This window comes from Streptomyces sp. NPDC048416, assembly GCF_043200435.1.
GTDB lineage: Bacteria > Actinomycetota > Actinomycetes > Streptomycetales > Streptomycetaceae > Streptomyces.
In genome coordinates this window covers 96,474-113,982 of sequence record NZ_JBICXU010000015.1, presented here as the reverse complement: position 1 = coordinate 113,982, position 17,509 = coordinate 96,474, and the positions used below count along the sequence as shown (strand labels likewise).

General features: G+C 68.9%; 17 protein-coding genes. 9 read left to right on the top strand and 8 right to left on the bottom strand.

Annotation, left to right across the window (positions count from 1 at the left end):
- Positions 1-120 precede the first annotated feature (120 nt).
- Positions 121-624 (bottom strand): MarR family winged helix-turn-helix transcriptional regulator, encoded by a 504-nt coding sequence (locus ACGFW5_RS20440; RefSeq protein ID WP_393835711.1) that lies wholly within the window; start codon positions 622-624, stop codon positions 121-123.
- Between the two features lie 271 nt (positions 625-895).
- On the opposite strand from ACGFW5_RS20440, the gene ACGFW5_RS20435 reads away from it, so the two are divergent.
- Positions 896-2,026, top strand: coding sequence for an NADH:flavin oxidoreductase (locus ACGFW5_RS20435; protein WP_393835710.1), 1,131 nt, complete (start codon positions 896-898; stop codon positions 2,024-2,026).
- A gap of 167 nt (positions 2,027-2,193) precedes the next feature.
- Here the strand turns inward: ACGFW5_RS20435 and ACGFW5_RS20430 are convergent, their stop codons facing one another.
- Positions 2,194-2,877 (bottom strand): hypothetical protein, encoded by a 684-nt coding sequence (locus tag ACGFW5_RS20430; protein WP_393835671.1) that lies wholly within the window; start codon positions 2,875-2,877, stop codon positions 2,194-2,196.
- 122 nt (positions 2,878-2,999) lie between these two features.
- Here ACGFW5_RS20430 and ACGFW5_RS20425 point away from each other — a divergent pair, with 122 nt between their 5' ends.
- The 5 genes from ACGFW5_RS20425 to ACGFW5_RS20405 all read left to right on the top strand — a co-directional run bounded on the left by ACGFW5_RS20425 (position 3,000) and on the right by ACGFW5_RS20405 (position 8,566).
- Entirely contained in the window at positions 3,000-3,269 is a 270-nt protein-coding gene (locus ACGFW5_RS20425) for a hypothetical protein (RefSeq protein WP_393835670.1), read from the top strand.
- A 177-nt stretch (positions 3,270-3,446) separates the two neighbouring features.
- The gene (locus ACGFW5_RS20420; RefSeq protein ID WP_393835669.1) at positions 3,447-6,008 is read left to right on the top strand and encodes a DUF4157 domain-containing protein; all 2,562 of its coding nucleotides are present in this window, start codon (positions 3,447-3,449) and stop codon (positions 6,006-6,008) included.
- A gap of 412 nt (positions 6,009-6,420) precedes the next feature.
- Complete coding sequence (locus ACGFW5_RS20415; protein WP_393835668.1) at positions 6,421-6,978, top strand: hypothetical protein; 558 nt, start codon at positions 6,421-6,423, stop codon at positions 6,976-6,978.
- Between the two features lie 178 nt (positions 6,979-7,156).
- Entirely contained in the window at positions 7,157-7,645 is a 489-nt protein-coding gene (locus tag ACGFW5_RS20410) for a hypothetical protein (protein ID WP_393835667.1), read from the top strand.
- Between the two features lie 195 nt (positions 7,646-7,840).
- Positions 7,841-8,566, top strand: coding sequence for a hypothetical protein (locus ACGFW5_RS20405; protein WP_393835666.1), 726 nt, complete (start codon positions 7,841-7,843; stop codon positions 8,564-8,566).
- Between the two features lie 87 nt (positions 8,567-8,653).
- Here the strand turns inward: ACGFW5_RS20405 and glgX are convergent, their stop codons facing one another.
- Positions 8,654-10,771 (bottom strand): glycogen debranching protein GlgX, encoded by a 2,118-nt coding sequence (glgX, locus tag ACGFW5_RS20400; RefSeq protein WP_393835665.1) that lies wholly within the window; start codon positions 10,769-10,771, stop codon positions 8,654-8,656.
- 131 nt (positions 10,772-10,902) lie between these two features.
- On the bottom strand, positions 10,903-11,370 hold the full coding sequence (locus ACGFW5_RS20395; protein WP_393835664.1) for a PPOX class F420-dependent oxidoreductase: 468 nt from the start codon (positions 11,368-11,370) through the stop codon (positions 10,903-10,905).
- Positions 11,371-11,519: 149 nt separating this feature from the next.
- Here ACGFW5_RS20395 and ACGFW5_RS20390 point away from each other — a divergent pair, with 149 nt between their 5' ends.
- Both ACGFW5_RS20390 and ACGFW5_RS20385 read left to right on the top strand, forming a co-directional pair.
- Positions 11,520-11,741, top strand: a complete 222-nt coding sequence (locus tag ACGFW5_RS20390) for a hypothetical protein (RefSeq protein ID WP_393835663.1) — start codon at positions 11,520-11,522, stop codon at positions 11,739-11,741.
- 332 nt (positions 11,742-12,073) lie between these two features.
- Complete coding sequence (locus ACGFW5_RS20385; RefSeq protein WP_393835662.1) at positions 12,074-12,907, top strand: PIG-L family deacetylase; 834 nt, start codon at positions 12,074-12,076, stop codon at positions 12,905-12,907.
- 449 nt (positions 12,908-13,356) lie between these two features.
- Here ACGFW5_RS20385 and ACGFW5_RS20380 read toward each other — a convergent pair whose 3' ends face one another.
- The 4 genes from ACGFW5_RS20380 to ACGFW5_RS20365 all read right to left on the bottom strand — a co-directional run bounded on the left by ACGFW5_RS20380 (position 13,357) and on the right by ACGFW5_RS20365 (position 17,023).
- Positions 13,357-13,755, bottom strand: a complete 399-nt coding sequence (locus ACGFW5_RS20380; protein ID WP_393835661.1) for a hypothetical protein — start codon at positions 13,753-13,755, stop codon at positions 13,357-13,359.
- 111 nt (positions 13,756-13,866) lie between these two features.
- Positions 13,867-14,907, bottom strand: coding sequence for a terpene cyclase (locus ACGFW5_RS20375; RefSeq protein WP_393835660.1), 1,041 nt, complete (start codon positions 14,905-14,907; stop codon positions 13,867-13,869).
- Between the two features lie 189 nt (positions 14,908-15,096).
- Positions 15,097-16,125 (bottom strand): SDR family NAD(P)-dependent oxidoreductase, encoded by a 1,029-nt coding sequence (locus ACGFW5_RS20370; RefSeq protein WP_393835659.1) that lies wholly within the window; start codon positions 16,123-16,125, stop codon positions 15,097-15,099.
- Between the two features lie 130 nt (positions 16,126-16,255).
- Positions 16,256-17,023, bottom strand: a complete 768-nt coding sequence (locus ACGFW5_RS20365) for an endonuclease/exonuclease/phosphatase family protein (protein ID WP_393835658.1) — start codon at positions 17,021-17,023, stop codon at positions 16,256-16,258.
- 302 nt (positions 17,024-17,325) lie between these two features.
- On the opposite strand from ACGFW5_RS20365, the gene ACGFW5_RS20360 reads away from it, so the two are divergent.
- Complete coding sequence (locus ACGFW5_RS20360) at positions 17,326-17,466, top strand: hypothetical protein (protein ID WP_393835657.1); 141 nt, start codon at positions 17,326-17,328, stop codon at positions 17,464-17,466.
- Positions 17,467-17,509 lie beyond the last annotated feature (43 nt).

Sequence of the window (17,509 nt, the reverse complement as noted above, 5' to 3'; positions counted from 1 at the left end):
AGCGTCGCCACGGGGCGCGGGCCCCCGGGTGGCTCGCGGTACGGGTTCCCCAACGGCTCGCCGCGCAGGTTCCTCTATGGCTCGCGGCGCAGGTTACTCAATGGCTCGCGGCGCAGATTTTCATGGGGTTCGCGGCACGGGTCCCTGCGAGGAAAAAGATGCCGATCCCTGCGGGACGGGCGGGTGGCACGCGGCGCCGGTCTCGTACTCTTCCGTGCGCGGCCAGTGCCGTCCTTCCAGGGCCTCCGCACTGCGGTTGAGCCGGACCAGGACGTCCTCCAGCTCTCGTACCTCCTCGGGGGACCAACCGGCGACCACCCGGGCCAAGCACGACCGGTTGGCCTCGCGGTCCCCGCCGAGCCGGCGTCCGCCCTCTGCGGTGATGCGCAGCTTGCGGGCCATGCCCCCGTCCGGGTCCGCGACCCGCTCGGCCAGTCCGCAGCGCAGCAACGCGGCCGTCTGACGGTTCACGGTCGAGGTGTCGAGGCCAAAGGCCTCCGCCAACTGCCCGATGGACATGGGGCCTTGGGTGTCGATCCGGCTGAGCAGCAGGTACGCCGACCGCTCCAGCCGCTCGGGGTCGGGTTCGCGCAGGGCCAGCACCTGATGCCGCGAGAGGAGCATCAGCTCCCGCTCCAGTTTCTCCAGCACGTCGCCTCCCGCTCCCTTCGGCGCTCCATTATTGCGGACCCGTGGACCGGCGATCCCTACAGGGCGGCCCACGGACGGTTCGGGACGGCGGCCGGCCGCCCGAGTCGGCTCGCGGACGGCTCCGCGCGAGCACCGAGCACCGACTCCGGCCCGGCCCGGCCGCAATATGCATGATACATAAGATGTGTACTATGCACTTCTCATTGTCACCCCGATGAGCCACAGCCTCAATCCGGAGGACCCCATGTCCGTCACCCCGTCCACCGCCTCCCGCGCGGCCGACATCCTTTCCCGGCCCATCACGCTGAACGGTCTGACCGTTCCCAACCGCATCGCGATGGCTCCGATGACGCGGATGTTCTCCCCCGGCGGCGTGCCCGGCGAGGATGTGCAGGCGTACTACGCCAGCCGGGCCGCGGCGGGTGTTGGTCTGATCGTCACCGAGGGCACCTACGTCGGGCACGATTCCGCCGGGCAGAGCGACCGGGTGCCGCGGTTCCACGGTGAGGACCAGCTGGCAGGGTGGTCGAAGGTCGCAGCAGCCGTGCACGAGGCGGGCGGCACGATCGTGCCGCAGCTGTGGCACATAGGCATGGTGCGCAACCAGGGCGAGGCCCCGTACGCCGAGGCTCCCGCCGTCGGCCCCTCGGGCATCCGCGTCGACGGCACCGAGGGGATGGGCAAGGCGATGACGCGCGCCGACCTCGACGATGTGATCGGCGCGTTCGCCGACGCCGCCGCCAACGCCGCGCGGATCGGCTTCGACGGCATCGAACTGCACGGCGCCCACGGCTACTTGCTCGACCAGTTCCTGTGGGAGCGGACCAACCGTCGCACCGACGTCTACGGCGGCGACGCGGTGGCCCGTACGAAGTTCGCCGCGGAGATCGTGGCGGCGGTCCGCGAGCGCGTCCCTGCCGACTTCCCGGTGATCTTCCGATACTCGCAGTGGAAGCAGGAGGCCTACGAGGCCCGGCTCGCGCAGACCCCGGAGGAGCTGGAGGCGATCCTGGCCCCGCTGACGGCGGCGGGCGTCGACGCGTTCCATGCCTCCACCCGGCGCTACTGGGTCCCGGAGTTCGACGGCTCGGACCTGAACCTGGCGGGCTGGACGAAGAAGCTCACGGGCCGACCGGCCATCACCGTCGGCTCGGTCGGCCTGGACGGGGACTTCCTCGGCGCCTTCAACGGCGAGGGCGCGGGGGTCGGCGACATCGACGACCTCCTGGACCGCATGGAGCGCGACGAGTTCGACATCGTCGCCGTCGGCCGGGCACTGCTCCAGGACCCGCAGTGGGCGGCGAAGGTTCTCGGCGACCGCTTCGACGAGCTGAAGGCGTACGACGCGGCCGCGCTCAAGACGCTCAGCCGGTAGCACGGCGGCCTTGCAACGCGATACGCCCGTCCCTGGCAACTCCGGTAACCGGGACGGGCGTTGACCGAGCCGCAGGAAGTGAGCAACGCCCTTCAGGGAGGGCCCTGCGGCGGGGGCGGCGCAGGGCGGGCGGACGACGGCCTTCGACGTCCGCCCGCCAGGCCGACTCAGCGCGCCCCAGCGGTAGCTGACCCTCCGTCAGCCAAGACAACGCCCTGCCCGGCGAGGCCCGCGCGGTGCAGGGCTCGCAGCATGGCGGGGAGCTCCCCGTGGCCGTACACGGTCCCGGCGGCGGCCAGGGGCTCCAGCAGGTCCGGCGTCAGTTCGTAGCGCTCGGCGCGGTCCAGAAGCGTGCCGGGATCGACGGGCGCGTCCTCGCCGACATCGAGGGCGCTCAGCACGTCGGACCGGTCGGCGAAACGGCTCATGCCGCAGTCCAGGCCGTCGTCGCCCAGGCTCTCGGGGTACGGAGCGCGCGCCCAGGCGCCGTTCTCGTACCAGTACACGCAGCCCAGTTCGTATCCCTCGATCAGATCGCGGAGCTCGTCCACCGGAAGCCAGTCCGGCGCGCCGGCCAGCATGTCGATGGGCGGCTTGTGCCACTTGACGTCGCTCGACTCGTCCTCCCCGTACAGGACGAACCGCCCCTCCCCGAGCGGCTTCAGCGTCCAGCACGTACAGCCGCAGTCGTCGAGGTGGAGCCCGCCGCCGATCCAGTTGCCCGTACGGTGCACAAAGGGCGTCTCCTCCCCCTCGACCGACGCCTCCAGGACCGCGAGCAGGCCCCAGCGCGCCCACAGCAGCTCGGCCTTAGGCAGGTCGCCGGGCAGGCCCGGACGGTTGATCGTCATGCGTTTTCCCCCGTGGGACGGTGCCTCCAGATACGGCATCCGAGCCTAGCGACCCGGCGCGACTCTGAGGTCCTTGGGAGATCGCCCGGCGTGACCCGGCCCTGCGCGTCACACGGCCCGCCGTGGTGCGCCCGCGGACCGCTTCCCACGAACTCGGCACCTTCGTCGTGCTCGGCCCCATGGACGGCCACACCGCGCCGGAGAACTTCCACGCGACGGACGACGGCCTTGCCCGGCACGAAGAACCCGAAGAACCCGAAGAACCCTACGAAGAGGTCGGCTCGTGTGACGGCAACCATGAACGGCGCTCCATCCCGCCCAGGTATCGCGTTGGCCAGCGCACACAGGCGTGGCAGTCGTTGTGTCGGCACGGCGAGCCATGGTCGTGCTGAGCGTCGGGGCTCGGATGATCGCCTGCTAACGCAGGGCAGATCGGCCCGTTAGGCGGCTCTTAGGGAAGTGTTGGCGGTGCCTGCAACGCTCCATCGGGAGGCCGTTGCCCACCGAGCTGGGTGGCGCCCGACCCGGCAGGTACGGCATCCGACCCCCACCCCCTTTGGAAGGCACGGATGCACGCCAACGACCACGCCCAGGCCGCCGATCACGAGGCACGCCGTACTCCTACCCGGAGCCAAAGCGAAGCCGGAGGAGTGCCTGCGGGACTGCTTGCCCTGCACAGCACGGCGGGCAATGCCGCCGTCGTCCAGATGCTCCGGCAGTCCGGCCATCGCTGGGCCCAGCCCGAGCAGCATCAGCATGGCAGCGGTTGCGGTCACCGGCAGAACGTGCCGGTGGAGCAGGCGGCAGTACAGCGCTCTGCGGTCCAGGACGTGCTTCGTACCGGCGGACAGCCCCTCGACAGCGCTACGAGAACGGACATGGAGGCCCGTCTCGGCGCGGATTTCTCCGATGTCCGTATCCACAACGACGCTGCCGCCAAGTCCTCTGCGGCAGAGGTCGGTGCCCGCGCGTACACATCCGGCAGCCACGTCGTGGTCGGCGACGGCGGCGCTGATCGGCACACCCTCGCCCACGAACTCACGCATGTCATCCAGCAGCGACAGGGGGCGGTGGCAGGGTCCGACAACGGCAGCGGGCTGAAGGTCTCCGACCCTGCCGACCGTTTCGAACGCGCGGCGGAGGCCAATGCCGACCGGGCCATGTCCACGCCCGCGCCCACATCTGACGCGGTCCCCGAACGCTCGCGGCCCGGTCGGGCCGGCTTCGGGGCGTCGATCCAGCGGGCAGTCGTCCCGCAGGTCGGCTCGGAAAACGGCCAGACCATTTCCGAGATCCACTTCGCGGGACGCCCCAAGTCCCCCTATACCGGCACCATGGGCGACCACACCACGGCGTACATCGTCCAGCAAGAAGCAGTCAAGCGAGCCGTCCTCGGCCACACTCCGCAGAACGCGGCGCTCAACCTCCAGGAACTCGCCCATAGCGCTGCCACCTTGCCCGGAGCGGAAAGGTCCGAACATCTCCCGGCGGCCAAGCGCGAGAACTACCGCGAAGCGGCGGACGCCCTCAAGGCGACCTTCGCAACCATGGCCACCGCGCAACCAGCCCAGCAATTTCTCCTGGTCCAGAAGATGGTGAGCGAATTCCTGCACTTCCGCGAGCTCATCCCCTTCACCACCATGGACGTCACACAGGTAACGCAAGGAGCGGCAGGAAAGGGGAAGGCGGAGGCCGGAGCGAGCCAGACCCTTTCAACTTACTATGCGGCAGTTTCAGCGGGACTCGCCTCCCCGGTCGATGCATCTGTCGCACGGAGCGCCGTCTGGAAGCTGATGGACAGAGAGGGGGTCGCCATCGTCGCCACCGAGCACAGCGAAGAAACTCTGTCCAGGCTGTCACCAGGAATGAACCCGGCCCTGTCGCAGGAGGAAAGATCCGCAACCATCATAAAGCAGCACATCCAGTCCCTGGAAATGGCTTACCCCCACATAATCGAGCATCTATTTGGGTCGACCGAGCAGGCAGGAACTGTCTTTCTTGCAGAAATGCGCGAGGAGATAGAGAAGCGTCGGCGCATGAATGTCGAATTCTATGTCGAGCGACTGCAGGCCAGCACGAAGATCATCGAACAATATTATGCAAGGGGCGCGCACCACGACAAGCGACCTCCCGTCCCCTACGTAGTCGAATGCGACAACTGGCAGCGGCATGCCAATGCCCTGCGATTCAACGGAGAATCCGTATCGCCTCCGCAGCCTCCAGCAGAGAGTTCTGCCAGGGCCAGCAGAAGCAAGGCCCAGGTGAGCTCGACCATGAGCGACCTGACCAGGATCATGGGCCAGGCAGCCATCTCGACCGGTGAACAGACCGGTTCAACGCTCCTTGCCCCCGTCGCAGCTCCGGTGTCCGCCACACAGACATCCGCCGCCGAGGAGCAGGATTCCGAAAAGCAATACCTCACCTCTCAGATCGAGATCAACAACGGAATAATCACCGCATTTCATTCCGGAGGCCGCAGCCCCTCGCCCTTTGCCGGGACCATGGGAGCGCACACCACCGCTTGGATCGCCCACCTGGATCATATTCGGCAGGGAATCGTCGATCGCTCCGTCGAGGCGGCAGCACACTTCATCCTCGCGAACGCCATCCCGCAAGCCAAGCACATGAAGGAAACGATGGGACCGGCGTTCATGCGCAATGACGAGCAAGGAAGTCATCAGCTGGTACTGCTGGCAGACGCCCAACGAGCACTCGGTGAACTCGCAGCCGAGCTGAACGCCGTCTCGGTCGGCGCCCGTCAGGGCGACCAGATAGCAACAGCCCGGCAACCCCTCATTCTGCAAAAGACGATCAACGCCCTCCTCACGTACACCAATTTCATTCCCGGCGCCACTCTGGAAGCCACAGACGTCGGAGGGAAACACGAGGGCGGCACCCGGCGCGAGCTGCTTGCTCACGAGGCCGGTACCGACAGCGATGCGCGGACGCTGCAAGTTCTCCTGATGAAGCTCATGGACGTCCCCAGAGACGCCAACGAAGCACAACTCGCCGCACTGGTGAAGAACCACCTTGCTATCGTCCGAGGCGCCTACCCGAAATCATTCACGGCTTCCAAACTCACCGAGTCCGACGCTCTCAAAACGGCCAGGAAGTCAGCGGAAAGATCGTGACAGCCGTCCGCAGCGTCCGATCTCACGCGTGCTCCTTGTCGCCAGGAGCGACAAGGAGCACGATGGGAACCGGAGGCAGAACGTCCGCGTCGGTCGGAGGTGACTGCCGTACAAGCTGTCGGGGTCGTATGCGATGACGACTCCCCTGGCCGAGCCCGCCCTCGTGAACGTCGGGATGAGCCTCGACGGTGTGATGGCTGAGGGTGGGGGCGGCCCCCTTTCCTGCCGGGCACGCTGTCGGCGGACGACGGCGCTACTGATGGAGAACAAAGGTCCGCTTTTCGACAACCGTCGGCTTGGTGTGTGCCCACCCCGTGCGTAGGGGCGCGGCCGTCGGCCCCGGCAAGGCCGGTCGCGGAGGGCTGCGGTGCGCCGAGCCGGCCATCGACCCGGCCAACGAGCGGAGGACTCGATGTCCCTCACCGTCATCATCATCATTGTCGCCGTCGTGGTGGTGCTCATCGCCTGCGCTGTGGCAGCGCGCGTGGTCATGATGCGCCGCCGCAAGCTGCAGGAGCGGTTCGGCCCGGAGTACGACCGCACTGTGGAGGCGCAGGACAGCCGTCGGGCCGGCGAGCATGAGCTGCGCGAGCGCCAAGAGCGTCACGACGCCCTGGACATCAGGCCGCTTCCCGCCGCCGTGCGCGACCGGTACGCCCAGGACTGGGCCCGGGTGCAGGAGCAGTTCGTCGACCGGCCCGACGAGGCCGTACACGACGCGGACCGGCTTGTGACGACCCTCATGAGCGAGCGCGGCTATCCGACCGAAGGCTACGAACAGCAGCTCAAGGACCTCTCGGTCGAGCACGGGAACACCCTGGAGCACTATCGCGCCGCCCATGACGTCGACGAACGAAGCGGCCGCCATCAAGCCACCACCGAGGAGCTGCGCGGCGCGATGGTGCACTATCGCGCGCTGTTCGAGGAGCTGCTTCACAACGGAGACCGGCCGGGCACGAGCGGGGCGTGAGCCCACGGCCGACAACGGACGGGCGCCGGAAGCAGCCCGGCGGACACCGTCGGTGACGCGCGGCCCGACCGCGTGACCGACAGAAGTGCACAGGAGTGCCCCACCCCGTGACCAACAGAAGTGCCCGACCGCGTGACCCACAGAAGTGACGGACAGAAGTACGGATGGATGTGTAGAGATGCGCAACGAGGAGACACCCCGACCGGATGACGGCGACGGCCTGTCCACTGAGGACCTGGCCGGCGCCAGGGGGCAGGAGCAGAGTGAAGGCGAGGAGCCGGGCTTCCCCGACGCCCCGCCGGCGTACCCCGGAGAGGCCACCGCCGACCCGGACGACCGACGCGACGATGCCGAGCAGGCATCGACCGATGGACAGAGTGGGTCGGGAACGGCCGAGGAGAACGAGCCGTTGCTCGGTGCGGAGCAGGAGGAGTTCCGCGCCCGGTGGCAGCGGATCCAGAGCCAGTTCGTCGACGACCCCAAGGACTCCGTCAACGCGGCCGACCAGCTGGTGGCCGAGACCATGCAGGCCCTCGCCACGACGTTCTCGGCCCACAAGCGCGACCTCGAAGCCCAGTGGCATCGCGGCGAGGAGGTGCCGACCGAGGATCTGCGCGTCGCGCTTCAGCAGTACCGCTCGTTCTTCAACCGACTGCTCAGCACCTGACCCGCCACGCTCTGCCGCTCGCACCGCCGAGTCCCGAACCGACCGCCTCATGCACAGCGGCGGCTATCCGGAACGACTGCTACCCCGTGCGCCCGCATGTTCTTGGGGTACCCGGCGGTGCACGGCGGGGCCGCTGGGGCCCCGCGTCCAAGACGGCACCCTCGACGGGGGCCGCGACGGAAGGGGTGTCCACGCATGCGCGGTACACGAACGTCGGTAGCGGTGGCGGCACTCGGGTTATGTCTGGCGGGCACCGCGGCATGCGGTGGAGGCGGCGACGAGGCGTTCAAGGGGCAGAGCGCCGACCAGATCGCCGCGAAGGCGGTCGAGGCGACTCGGCAGGCCGAATCGATGCACATGAAGGGGACCGTCGTTCAGTCCGGCGGGCAGAAGGTGGGCATCGACCTCGCCGTCGACAGCCAGAAGAACTGTCAGGGGACCGTCACCAACGCCCAGGCCGTCTCCGACATCCGGCACAAGGACGCCACCCTCTACGTCAAGGGGAACAGCGCCTACTGGCAGGCCAGCCTCAAGCAGCAGCCCCAGAGCGAGAAGATGGTGCCGAAGGTCGCCGACAAGTGGGTGCGGGTGCCGGCCGACGATGACCAGCTGACCGGCCTGTGCGACAAGCAGGGCCTGCTGGCGTCCATGGACGAAGACAAGTCCGAACGTCAGGGAATGTCCCGCGGCGACACCACCACCATTGACGGCAAGAAGGCCGTGGAGCTGAAGAAGCAGAAGGACGGCGCGACGCAGTCGATGTTCGTCGCCGCCGACGGCAAGCCCTACGTTCTCAAGGTCACCACCACCGGCACCAAGGCCGAGACCACCGTCTTCACCGACTACAACAAGCCCGTCGACCCCCCGCAGCCACCGGCTGACCAGACCGTCGACCTCAAGCAACTCGCCGCACAGAAGTAGCCCGCGCCATCACGCCGCCTCCCGGCCGCCCGACGGGGGAGAGGACACCGTGCCTGCGGCACGCGTGGCCCCTCCCCCGCAGCCATGTCACTCCCTCCGGTCCCGCCGCAGCACCCGCAGACTGTGCGCCTCCATCGGGAACTCGGCTTCGGCCCCGACCGTCGCCCCCTCCGCCTCCATCGAGGGATCGGCGGTGTCCAGGACCAGCTCCCACTCCTCGCCGAACGCCGCCGGTGGCAGACGGAAGTCGACGGGCTCCCGGTGGCTGTTGAACAACAACAGGAACGTGTCGTCGGTGAGCGGCCTGCCCCGCGCGTCGCGTTCCATCGGCCCGTCGGCGCACAAATACACCGCGAGGGCGTGCGCGTCGCCGCGCTTCCAGTCCTCGTCGTCCATCTGACACGCGTCGGGTCGCAGCCACACCACCTCGGCGCGCTCCGGCGGGGTGTCGGGGGTCGGGCCGACGGGGAAGTGCCGACGACGCAGCCCGGGGTGTGCGTGGCGCAGCGCGACCACGCGCCGCGTGAAGTCGAGCAACCCACGCCGTTCTTCGTCCAACTCCCAGTCCACCCAGGAGACTTCGTTGTCCTGGCAGTAGGCGTTGTTGTTGCCGCGCTGGGTACGTCCCAGCTCGTCGCCGTGGGCGAGCATCGGCACGCCCTGGGAGAGCAGGAGCGTCGCGAGCAGATTGCGCTGCTGGCGCGACCGCAGCTCCCGGATGCCCCGGTCGTCGGTCTCGCCCTCGGTTCCGCAGTTCCACGACCGGTTGTCGTCGGCGCCGTCCCGGCTGTCCTCGCCGTTGGCCTCGTTGTGCTTGGTGTCGTAGGAGACGAGATCGCGCAGTGTGAAACCGTCGTGCGCCACCACGAAGTTGACGCTCGCGCGTGGCCGTCGCCGGTCGTGCTGGTAGAGGTCGGAGGAGCCCGTGAGCCGGGATGCGAAGTCGGCCAGGGTGTCGTCGTCACCCCGCCAGAAGCTGCGTACGGTGTCCCGGTAGTGGCCGTTCCACTCCGACCACAGGGCGGGGAAGTTCCCCACCTGGTAGCCGCCGTCCCCGATGTCCCAGGGTTCCGCGATCAGTTTGACCTGGCTGATCACCGGATCCTGCTGGACGAGGTCGAAGAAGGCGGAGAGACGGTCCACCTCGTGGAACTGACGCGCCAGGGTGGCGGCGAGGTCGAAGCGGAATCCGTCGACCCGCATCTCGGTCACCCAGTACCGCAGCGAGTCCATGATGAGCTGGAGGACGTTGGGGTGCCGCATCAGCAGGGAGTTGCCGGTGCCGGTGGTGTCGAAGTAGTGCGCCGGGTCGTCGTCGACGAGACGGTAGTAGGCCGCGTTGTCGATGCCCCGGAACGACAGCGTGGGGCCTTGGTCGTTGCCCTCCGCCGTGTGGTTGAACACCACGTCCAGGATGACCTCGATCCCGGCGGCGTGCAGGGCCTTCACCATGTTCTTGAACTCGACGACCTGCTGCCCCCGGGTGCCGCCCGCCGCGAACCCGTTGTGGGGGGCGAAGAACCCGATGGTGTTGTAGCCCCAGTAGTTGGACAGGCCGCGGTCGACGAGGAAGCCGTCCTGCGTGAACTGGTGCACCGGCATCAACTCCAGTGCGGTGACGCCCAGTTCCCTGAGATGGTCGATCACCTCGGGATGCGCGAGGCCCGCGTAGGTGCCGCGCAGCTCCTTCGGGACACTCGGGTGACGCATCGTCAGGCCGCGGACGTGGGCCTCGTAGACCACCGACTCGTGATACGGGTGACCCGGACGCCGGTCCCCCTCCCAGTCGAAGTCCCGGTCCGTCACGACACCGAACATCGCGTGGCCGGCACTGTCCAGGCCGTTGGACGTCTCGGGGTCCTCCGGGTCGGCGGTCAGCAGGGAGGGGTCACCGTCGAGTTGTCCGTCCACGGCGGTGGCGTACGGGTCGAGCAGCAGCTTGGCCGGGTCGCAGCGCAGCCCCTCGGAGGGCCGGTACGGTCCGTGCACCCGGTACCCGTACCGTTGCCCGGGGCCCACCCCCGGCAGATACGCGTGCCACACCGAGCCGTCGGCGTCGCTGAGCGGCACCCGTCGCTCGTCGCCCGCGTCGTCGAACAGGCAGAGTTCCACCCGTTCGGCCACCTCGGAGAAGAGCGCGAAGTTGGTTCCGGCGCCGTCGTGAACGGCACCGAGCGGATAAGGACGACCAGGCCACGTCTCCATGCCCGCATCAAAGCACGAGAGCCCCGACGACACTCCCCCGACGCGACGGGGCCCCCGCTGCCGTGTGCCCGTTCGACGGTCGCGTGCCGCCCGCAGACCGATGGCCGCGCACCCCGCCTGCGCCCAAAGCGTTACTCCTGTGTCGGCATCGCCGGGAACCCGCCGGTCGCCACCGGGCCCCAGCGGACCGGCGTGACGCGGATCAGGGACTTGCCCTGCTTCACCATCGCCGCGCGGTACTCCGCCCAGTCCGGATGCTCGCCGCTGATGCCGCGGAAGTACTCCACCAGCGGCTCCACCGATTCCGGCGCGTCCATGACCTCGGCCTCGCCGTCCACCTGGACCCATGGCCCGTCCCACTCGTCCGAGAGCACGATCACGCTGACGCGCCGGTCCCTGCGGGCGTTGCGGGTCTTGGCGCGCTCGGGGTAGGTGGACATGACCAGGCGGCCCTCGTCGTCGACACCGCAGGTCAGCGGCGAGCCCTGCGGGCTGCCGTCGGCGCGCCGGGTCACCAGGATCGCGCGGTGCCGCGAACGAACGAAGTCCAGCAACTGCTTTAGATCGACAGGGGTGTTGGAAGCGATTCTCGGGCTCATGTATCGCAGCCTATGACTTTCCGCGCACTCGCACCCTGTCGCGCGAGACTCCGACGGCCCCCGATCTCGCGCTCGCGACGCCGGCGGGTGCGATCGTCGCACTGACGGGTAGGAGCAACGCGCCCGCCCGCTACAGATGGAGGACCCCCGTGACCAGCGATGACCTGGTGACCCGGCTCACCCGGCTTGAGACACAGCTCGCCCAACCGACGCCGCCACCGATGGGCGGACAGGTCAGCATCCCCCTCGATCCGATCCGCCACCACGCCTACACCGGTGACGGCGGGCCGTGCACCACCCTGCTTTTCGGCGAGCAGTGCGCCGAGCCCTGCGACCGTCACGAACAGTCCTCGTCGCACGGCCCCTCCTGACCGGTCCGGCCCGCCTGACCGCCCCATACCGAGAGGCAGAGAGCGCGCGCGGGCCGACCCGGGGCACGAGCCGCTGCCCGGCCCGCAGTCATCCTGTCAGCGGCGCGCGTGACCAACCGGATGGCCCTGGTGACGGTCAACTGCCTTTGCTGGCACGCGAGTTACGGCAGCTTCCGCGACAGGAGCTGGGAGGTTGATGATCTGTCGGGGGGCGTTGCCTCGGCATGGCTCTGGCGCTTCAGGTAGAAATGGGTCGGGAAGACCGGGCCGCTTCGGCCTCGTCCGCCCAGCCGGATCCAGATGGCAGCCCCGTCGCACAGGAGAAATGTCTCGTGAATGATCGGCCCTTGACCCTCATGGCGGTACACGCCCACCCCGACGACGAAGCCACCGGAACGGGCGGGATCCTCGCACGGTACGCGGCCGAGGGCATCCGTACGGTCCTGGTGACGTGTACGGACGGTGGTTGCGGGGACGGTCCCGGAGGGCTCAAGCCGGGCGACCCCGGGCACGACCCGGCCGCCGTCGCGGCGATGCGGCGTGACGAACTCAAGTCGAGCTGCGCGGTCCTGAAGATCAGTCACCTGGAGATGCTGGACTACGCGGACTCCGGCATGATGGGCTGGGCCACCAATGACGCGCCCGGATCGTTCTGGCAGACGCCGGTCGAGGAGGGCGCTGCCCGGCTCGCTGAACTCATGCGGCGCTACGAACCCGATGTGGTCGTCACCTATGACGAGAACGGCTTCTATGGCCACCCGGACCACATCCAGGCGAACCGCATCACGATGGCGGCGCTGGAGATGACGTCGGGAACCCCGAAGGTGTACTGGACGACCGCTCCTCGCTCGATGATGCAGCGGTTCGGCGAGATCATGCGCGAGTTCCATCCGGACGCGCCGGAGCCGGACCCGGCCGAGGCCGCCGAGATGGCGAAGATCGGGCTCCCGGACGAGGAGATCACCACCTGGGTGGACACCTCGGCCTTCGGTGCTCAGAAGTTCGACGCGCTGGCCGCACACGCGAGCCAGGGCGAGAACATTTTCTTCCTGCGGATGGGCCAGGAGCGGTTCACGGAACTGATGGGCGTCGAGACCTTCGTACGCGTGAAGGACACCACCGGCGAGGCCGTGCCGGAGAACGACCTGTTCGCCGGCCTGCGCTGAACCGCCCGCCGGCCTGGGGCGCTCCCCCGCTGCCGGCTCCAGGTCGCGTGTACTGCCTCTCCAGATCGCATGTACTGCCTTACGACGACTCCGACAGCTCGGCACGTACGCGGCGAGTCACGTCCCTCGGAACGCTGTCCCGGCGGTGATCAGCCTGCCAACAGTGCCGCGGGCGGCCTGGCCACGAGTGCTCGTCCGCGCGGTGGGACGGTCCACGGTCGTGCCCGGCGATGCCCCACCGCGCCAGCAGGGCGTCGGCGGCGAGCGGCCTCGCGACGGAGTGCCCCAAGTCCTGGCCGGCGCAGAGAAGTTGGCGGTGGCGCCCGTCCAACCGGCCGGGGCCGGGGTACGGGCGCCACCTTGGGCCGATGGGCCGATGGGGCTGAAAGGCCGACGTCACACGACGGGTGCGCCTCATCGCGCCGTCACCGCGCCGTCACCGCGCCTGATCAGAAGCGGCCGCCTGTGGCGCGAGTGATAGGTCCCTGCCCGCGTCGGGCGGCCGCCCGGCCGAGGCTGTAGGCACCCGCGAGGGCCGCCACCACGCCTCCTCCGACGCCGGCCGCTATCTGCTTGCGCTTCTGCACCACGGTCCATGCGGTCGACGCGGCCTGGAGCGACTTGCCGGGCATGGTGGACAGCATCTCGCCGCCGGCCTTGGCCCTTGAGCGCAGCGCCACCACCGCGCTGCCCGTGGTGTCCTTGGCCTCGGACGCAGCCGACTTGGCCTGCGTCGCGGTCGATGAGGCCTTAGTCGTGGCGGAGCGGGCCCCCTCACTCGCGGAGCGGGCCGTGCTCTTGGCCGCTGTGCTCTTCGTGGTCTCGTTCTTCTTCGCTGTTTCCGACATGAGGTCCGTTTAGCCGCAGTTCCTCGTTCGAAACGGCCGAAGTACGGTTGAAACTGCCGGGGTTCGGGTTCCCCGCACGGCTCTGGGCACCGCCGTCACCAGGCTCGCGGGTCAAGGCGCATGCCGGCCAGGCGCGTTGGCGGGCTGGGTGCGCAGGACCTGGTCGAGGTAGCCGGGGCCGGACGCCGGGACGATCTCGGGGGCCGTCCGGTAGCGCAGCGTCTCCGTCTGCCAGGCGTGGTAGCCACTCATCCACAGGGACATGATCTCGGTGTACGTGTGCACGGCGGACCGTTCTGCGGGGCCGAGCCCGAGGTGGGCGCAGAGCGCAGGCACGTGTCCTTCGAGCTCCCGGAAGCGCCCGACGAGCCTGCCCACCTGTTGGCGCACGGCCAGGACGGCCGCGTCACGGCTGAGGAGCCGGGTGGATTCCAGGACGAGGACCAGGTTGTCCATGTCCCCGCGGGATTCCTCCTTCTCCACGGAGTACACGTCGTTGCACATCAGCGTCACATCAATGGCGGCCTGTCGCATGATGCGCAACTGGGGCGAGTGGAAGGCAGCCGCGGGGACGGCGATGTCCGCGGCGCGCTCACCGAGGGAGAGCGGGAGGTCGGTGCCCGCGATGCCTCGACGGACCTGGAGGTAGGTCTCCAGGTCGGATGGGGTGCCGCGGAGGCGTCCTATCGCTTCATGGGCCTGTGCGGCGAAGTAGTACTCCCACTCGTGTGCGGTCCGCGCGATCCAGGCAGGACGGGCGCCACAGGTCTCGCGGACCCGGATGTCGGCGAACGCCGCCGTGCACGGGTCGGCGTCGGCGGGCGGGGCGGCACCGTGAACGATGTCGATCAACTGCTGGCATACGCGGGAGACCCGGGCGGGGTCCCGGCCGAGCGGGCCGTCGAATTGGTCGTCGAAGACGAAGAAGAAGGCCATCGCGTCCGCACACAGCTCAAGAGCGGGGCCGACCGCATGAGGAAGACCGAGTGCGGCCAGACGCGGCATGTCCCAGGAGTCGTACCAGGCCGCCGAACGGTCGTCCGTGACGAGGCCGAGGCGGCGGACCCACGCCGAGTTGTGCCGCCGGGCCCGGTCGAGATCGGGACTGATCCGCGCGGGGGCGGGGAGGTCGAAGTCGATGTCCTGGGGCATGGGTCCTCCCGGTGTGCGCGGCGGAGAGCGGTGCGGTCCGGGGCCGTGGCCCCCTACGAGGCCGAAAGCTGAGACGCTGCCGGCCTCGGGTCATCGCCCGGTGGTGGTCTACATACGTGCCGTTTTCCTGTCACTGCCCTGTCGTCGTTGCCCTGCCGGAGCCTGCCGGGGTCTGCATGGCATGTGTCCTCAGCCATCGGCAGGAGCGGAGCGCGTCCCGTTCCCGGCGGACGGCGACTTGAGGTCGAGCGCAAGGGAGTCGAGCGCAAGAGACTCGGAGCCGCCCACACCCAGCCGTGCGAAGGAGTAGGCCATCGACACACTGACGCTCTCCGGCGTGCGGAACGCCTCGGTGCTGCGGATGGCGGCGAGCCGGTCCCGGATCGATTCCGGTGTGGGGTCGTCCTGCCACACCACCCCGTCGGTCGCGCCCAGGAAGATACGAGCGGTGCGACGGCCGGCCGCGTGCAGGAGTTCTCCGGTACAGGGCACGGATTCGTGAGCCAGGAAGACCACTACGGAGGCCGCGTGACGGGCGGGGAAGAGGCGGGTGAGCAGGTCAGCCGTGGGTTCGTCGTCGGTCAGCGCTTCGAGGGACATACGGGTGGCGGCGACCGGGACGACAGCGTTGACCTTGATGCCGTGTGCGGCGCCCTCGGCCGCCAACGACGTGGTCAGACCGAGCACGGCGCCCTTGCCTGCGGCGTACACGCTGAGCCCGGTGTCACCGAACAGGGCGTCGGAACACGTGTTGACGATGCGCCCGTACTGCGACTCGACCATGTGGGGCCACACCGCCCGGAGCATGTTCAGTGTCCCGCCCACATGGGTGTTCAGCACACGTCCGCACTCCTCGTCCGAAAGCTCTCCCAGTGGACGAAGGATCGAGATCCCGGCGTTGTTGACGAGGATGTCCAACCGTCCCCAACGCTCCATTGTGGTGCTGGTCAGTGCCCGAGCGCCGCTCACGGTCGCGATGTCATGGACGTCCGCCATGGCCTCCCCGCCGCGTCGCCGTATCTCCTCGGCGACCTCGTGCGCGGGCGACGGCGACGCCCCCCGCCCGTCGATCCCCGTCCCCACGTCGTTGACGCTCACGCGTGCGCCCCGCGCCGCGAGGAGCAGGGCGTACTCCCGGCCCAAGCCGCGGGCCCCGCCCGTCACCACCGCCACGCGACCGTCGAAGCGGATCCGGTCCACGTCGTCCGCGTCCTCCACCCTGCCCACCCGCCCTCTCAAAAGCCGTGCGATTCCCGCACACCTTGCCCCGGCCGGGCGGATTCGACCAGGGAGCGCGGGAGACCACCCGACGCAACGGCGAACGCTCCACGCGCACGCACACGCTCCGCTACGCGCCGTTGCCCGCAGGGGAGTTGACCGGTACGCGCAACGCGGCGAGCACCGGGAGGTGGTCCGTGGCTGTACGAAGGTCGTGTTCGACGACGCCATGCAGGCCCATGGGCACCCCGCACCCCAGCACCTCCACTCCCCGCGTGGCGAAAATGGCGTCGATCCGCTGCAACGGGTCACCCAGCCGGGTCGTGTGCTCCCTCCCCCACGGCTTGGTCGCCCAGCCGTCCTGCAAGGCGCTCGCAAGCAGGCCGAAGGTCCGGCCGTCGGGCCGGTCGTTGAAGTCACCTCCGACCATCGCGTACGGAACACCCAGGGCGGACAGCCTGTCGAGGAGCAACCGGCCCTGCCCGTAGCGTTCCCGGTCGTTGACGCTCAGGTGGCAGCTGAGGACACCGAGCCGGGCACCCCCGAACCGCAGCACGGCCGTCGAGAAGCCGCGCTGGTGCAGGCCGGGGGTGCGGGGCAGCAGGATGTCCTCTGTGCGTTCCACGTGGGCACGGAGCGAGGACAGGATCATGGGGCCGGAGGCGGTGGCGCCACCCGCTACGTACACGAGCCCGGAGGCGTGCGCGAGGCGGGCGGCGGCCTTGCGCCAGCGGAAGAAGCGCGGGGCTTCCTGAACGCACACGACGTCGGGCCGGCAGGCGCGGATCACCCGGGCCAGAGCCGCTTCGTCGTCACGCATGGAGCGGATGTTGTAACTGAGCACGCGCACGACGGCGCAACCGTCAGGTTCCGTTACAGACTCGGGCAGGTCCTGCACGCATTCCCTCGCGTTCCGCGGTGTCCGGCAACTACCCCTCCACCAGCGGGTTTTGAGGCTGATGGCTCGCGCCGGTCATCCTAGCCCCCGCCCCGGGCCCGGCGGCGACGACTCGTCGAGGTTTAAGGGTGGCCGACCCCGTACGCCCCCGCCTGCATGGTCATGAGCCGTCCATCGCGTGCACGGGCATGGGTCACGCCACCGATCCGGCCGATGCTGTCCGACTCCCATGAGGTAAGCGGCGTCGGTGTGGGTACCGAGTATCAAAGTGACCCGGCTTGCGACGTGAAGGGAGAACACCCGTGGAGAGCGGACTCACGCTGGCGGCAGTCAATTCCCATCCTACGAACGTGCCGAGCTGGGGGGTGGCGCTGTTCGTAGGCGTATTCATCCTGGCCGCGATCTTCGTTGTCGTGCAGCTGGTCCGGCGGCGTGATCGCTGAGCAGCGCTCCCGTTCTGGATGGCAGATACCGACGGGCGGTGCC

Coding starts and splice junctions, on each gene's coding strand:
- ACGFW5_RS20380 (WP_393835661.1), bottom strand. CDS start 13,755: ATGTCGGAAACAGCGAAGAAGAACGAGACCACGAAGAGCACAGCGGCC.
- ACGFW5_RS20430 (WP_393835671.1), bottom strand. CDS start 2,877: ATGACGATCAACCGTCCGGGCCTGCCCGGCGACCTGCCTAAGGCCGAG.
- ACGFW5_RS20410 (WP_393835667.1), top strand. CDS start 7,157: ATGCGCAACGAGGAGACACCCCGACCGGATGACGGCGACGGCCTGTCC.
- ACGFW5_RS20420 (WP_393835669.1), top strand. CDS start 3,447: ATGCACGCCAACGACCACGCCCAGGCCGCCGATCACGAGGCACGCCGT.
- ACGFW5_RS20405 (WP_393835666.1), top strand. CDS start 7,841: ATGCGCGGTACACGAACGTCGGTAGCGGTGGCGGCACTCGGGTTATGT.
- ACGFW5_RS20395 (WP_393835664.1), bottom strand. CDS start 11,370: ATGAGCCCGAGAATCGCTTCCAACACCCCTGTCGATCTAAAGCAGTTG.
- ACGFW5_RS20435 (WP_393835710.1), top strand. CDS start 896: ATGTCCGTCACCCCGTCCACCGCCTCCCGCGCGGCCGACATCCTTTCC.
- glgX (WP_393835665.1), bottom strand. CDS start 10,771: ATGGAGACGTGGCCTGGTCGTCCTTATCCGCTCGGTGCCGTTCACGAC.
- ACGFW5_RS20440 (WP_393835711.1), bottom strand. CDS start 624: ATGCTCCTCTCGCGGCATCAGGTGCTGGCCCTGCGCGAACCCGACCCC.
- ACGFW5_RS20375 (WP_393835660.1), bottom strand. CDS start 14,907: ATGCCCCAGGACATCGACTTCGACCTCCCCGCCCCCGCGCGGATCAGT.
- ACGFW5_RS20415 (WP_393835668.1), top strand. CDS start 6,421: ATGTCCCTCACCGTCATCATCATCATTGTCGCCGTCGTGGTGGTGCTC.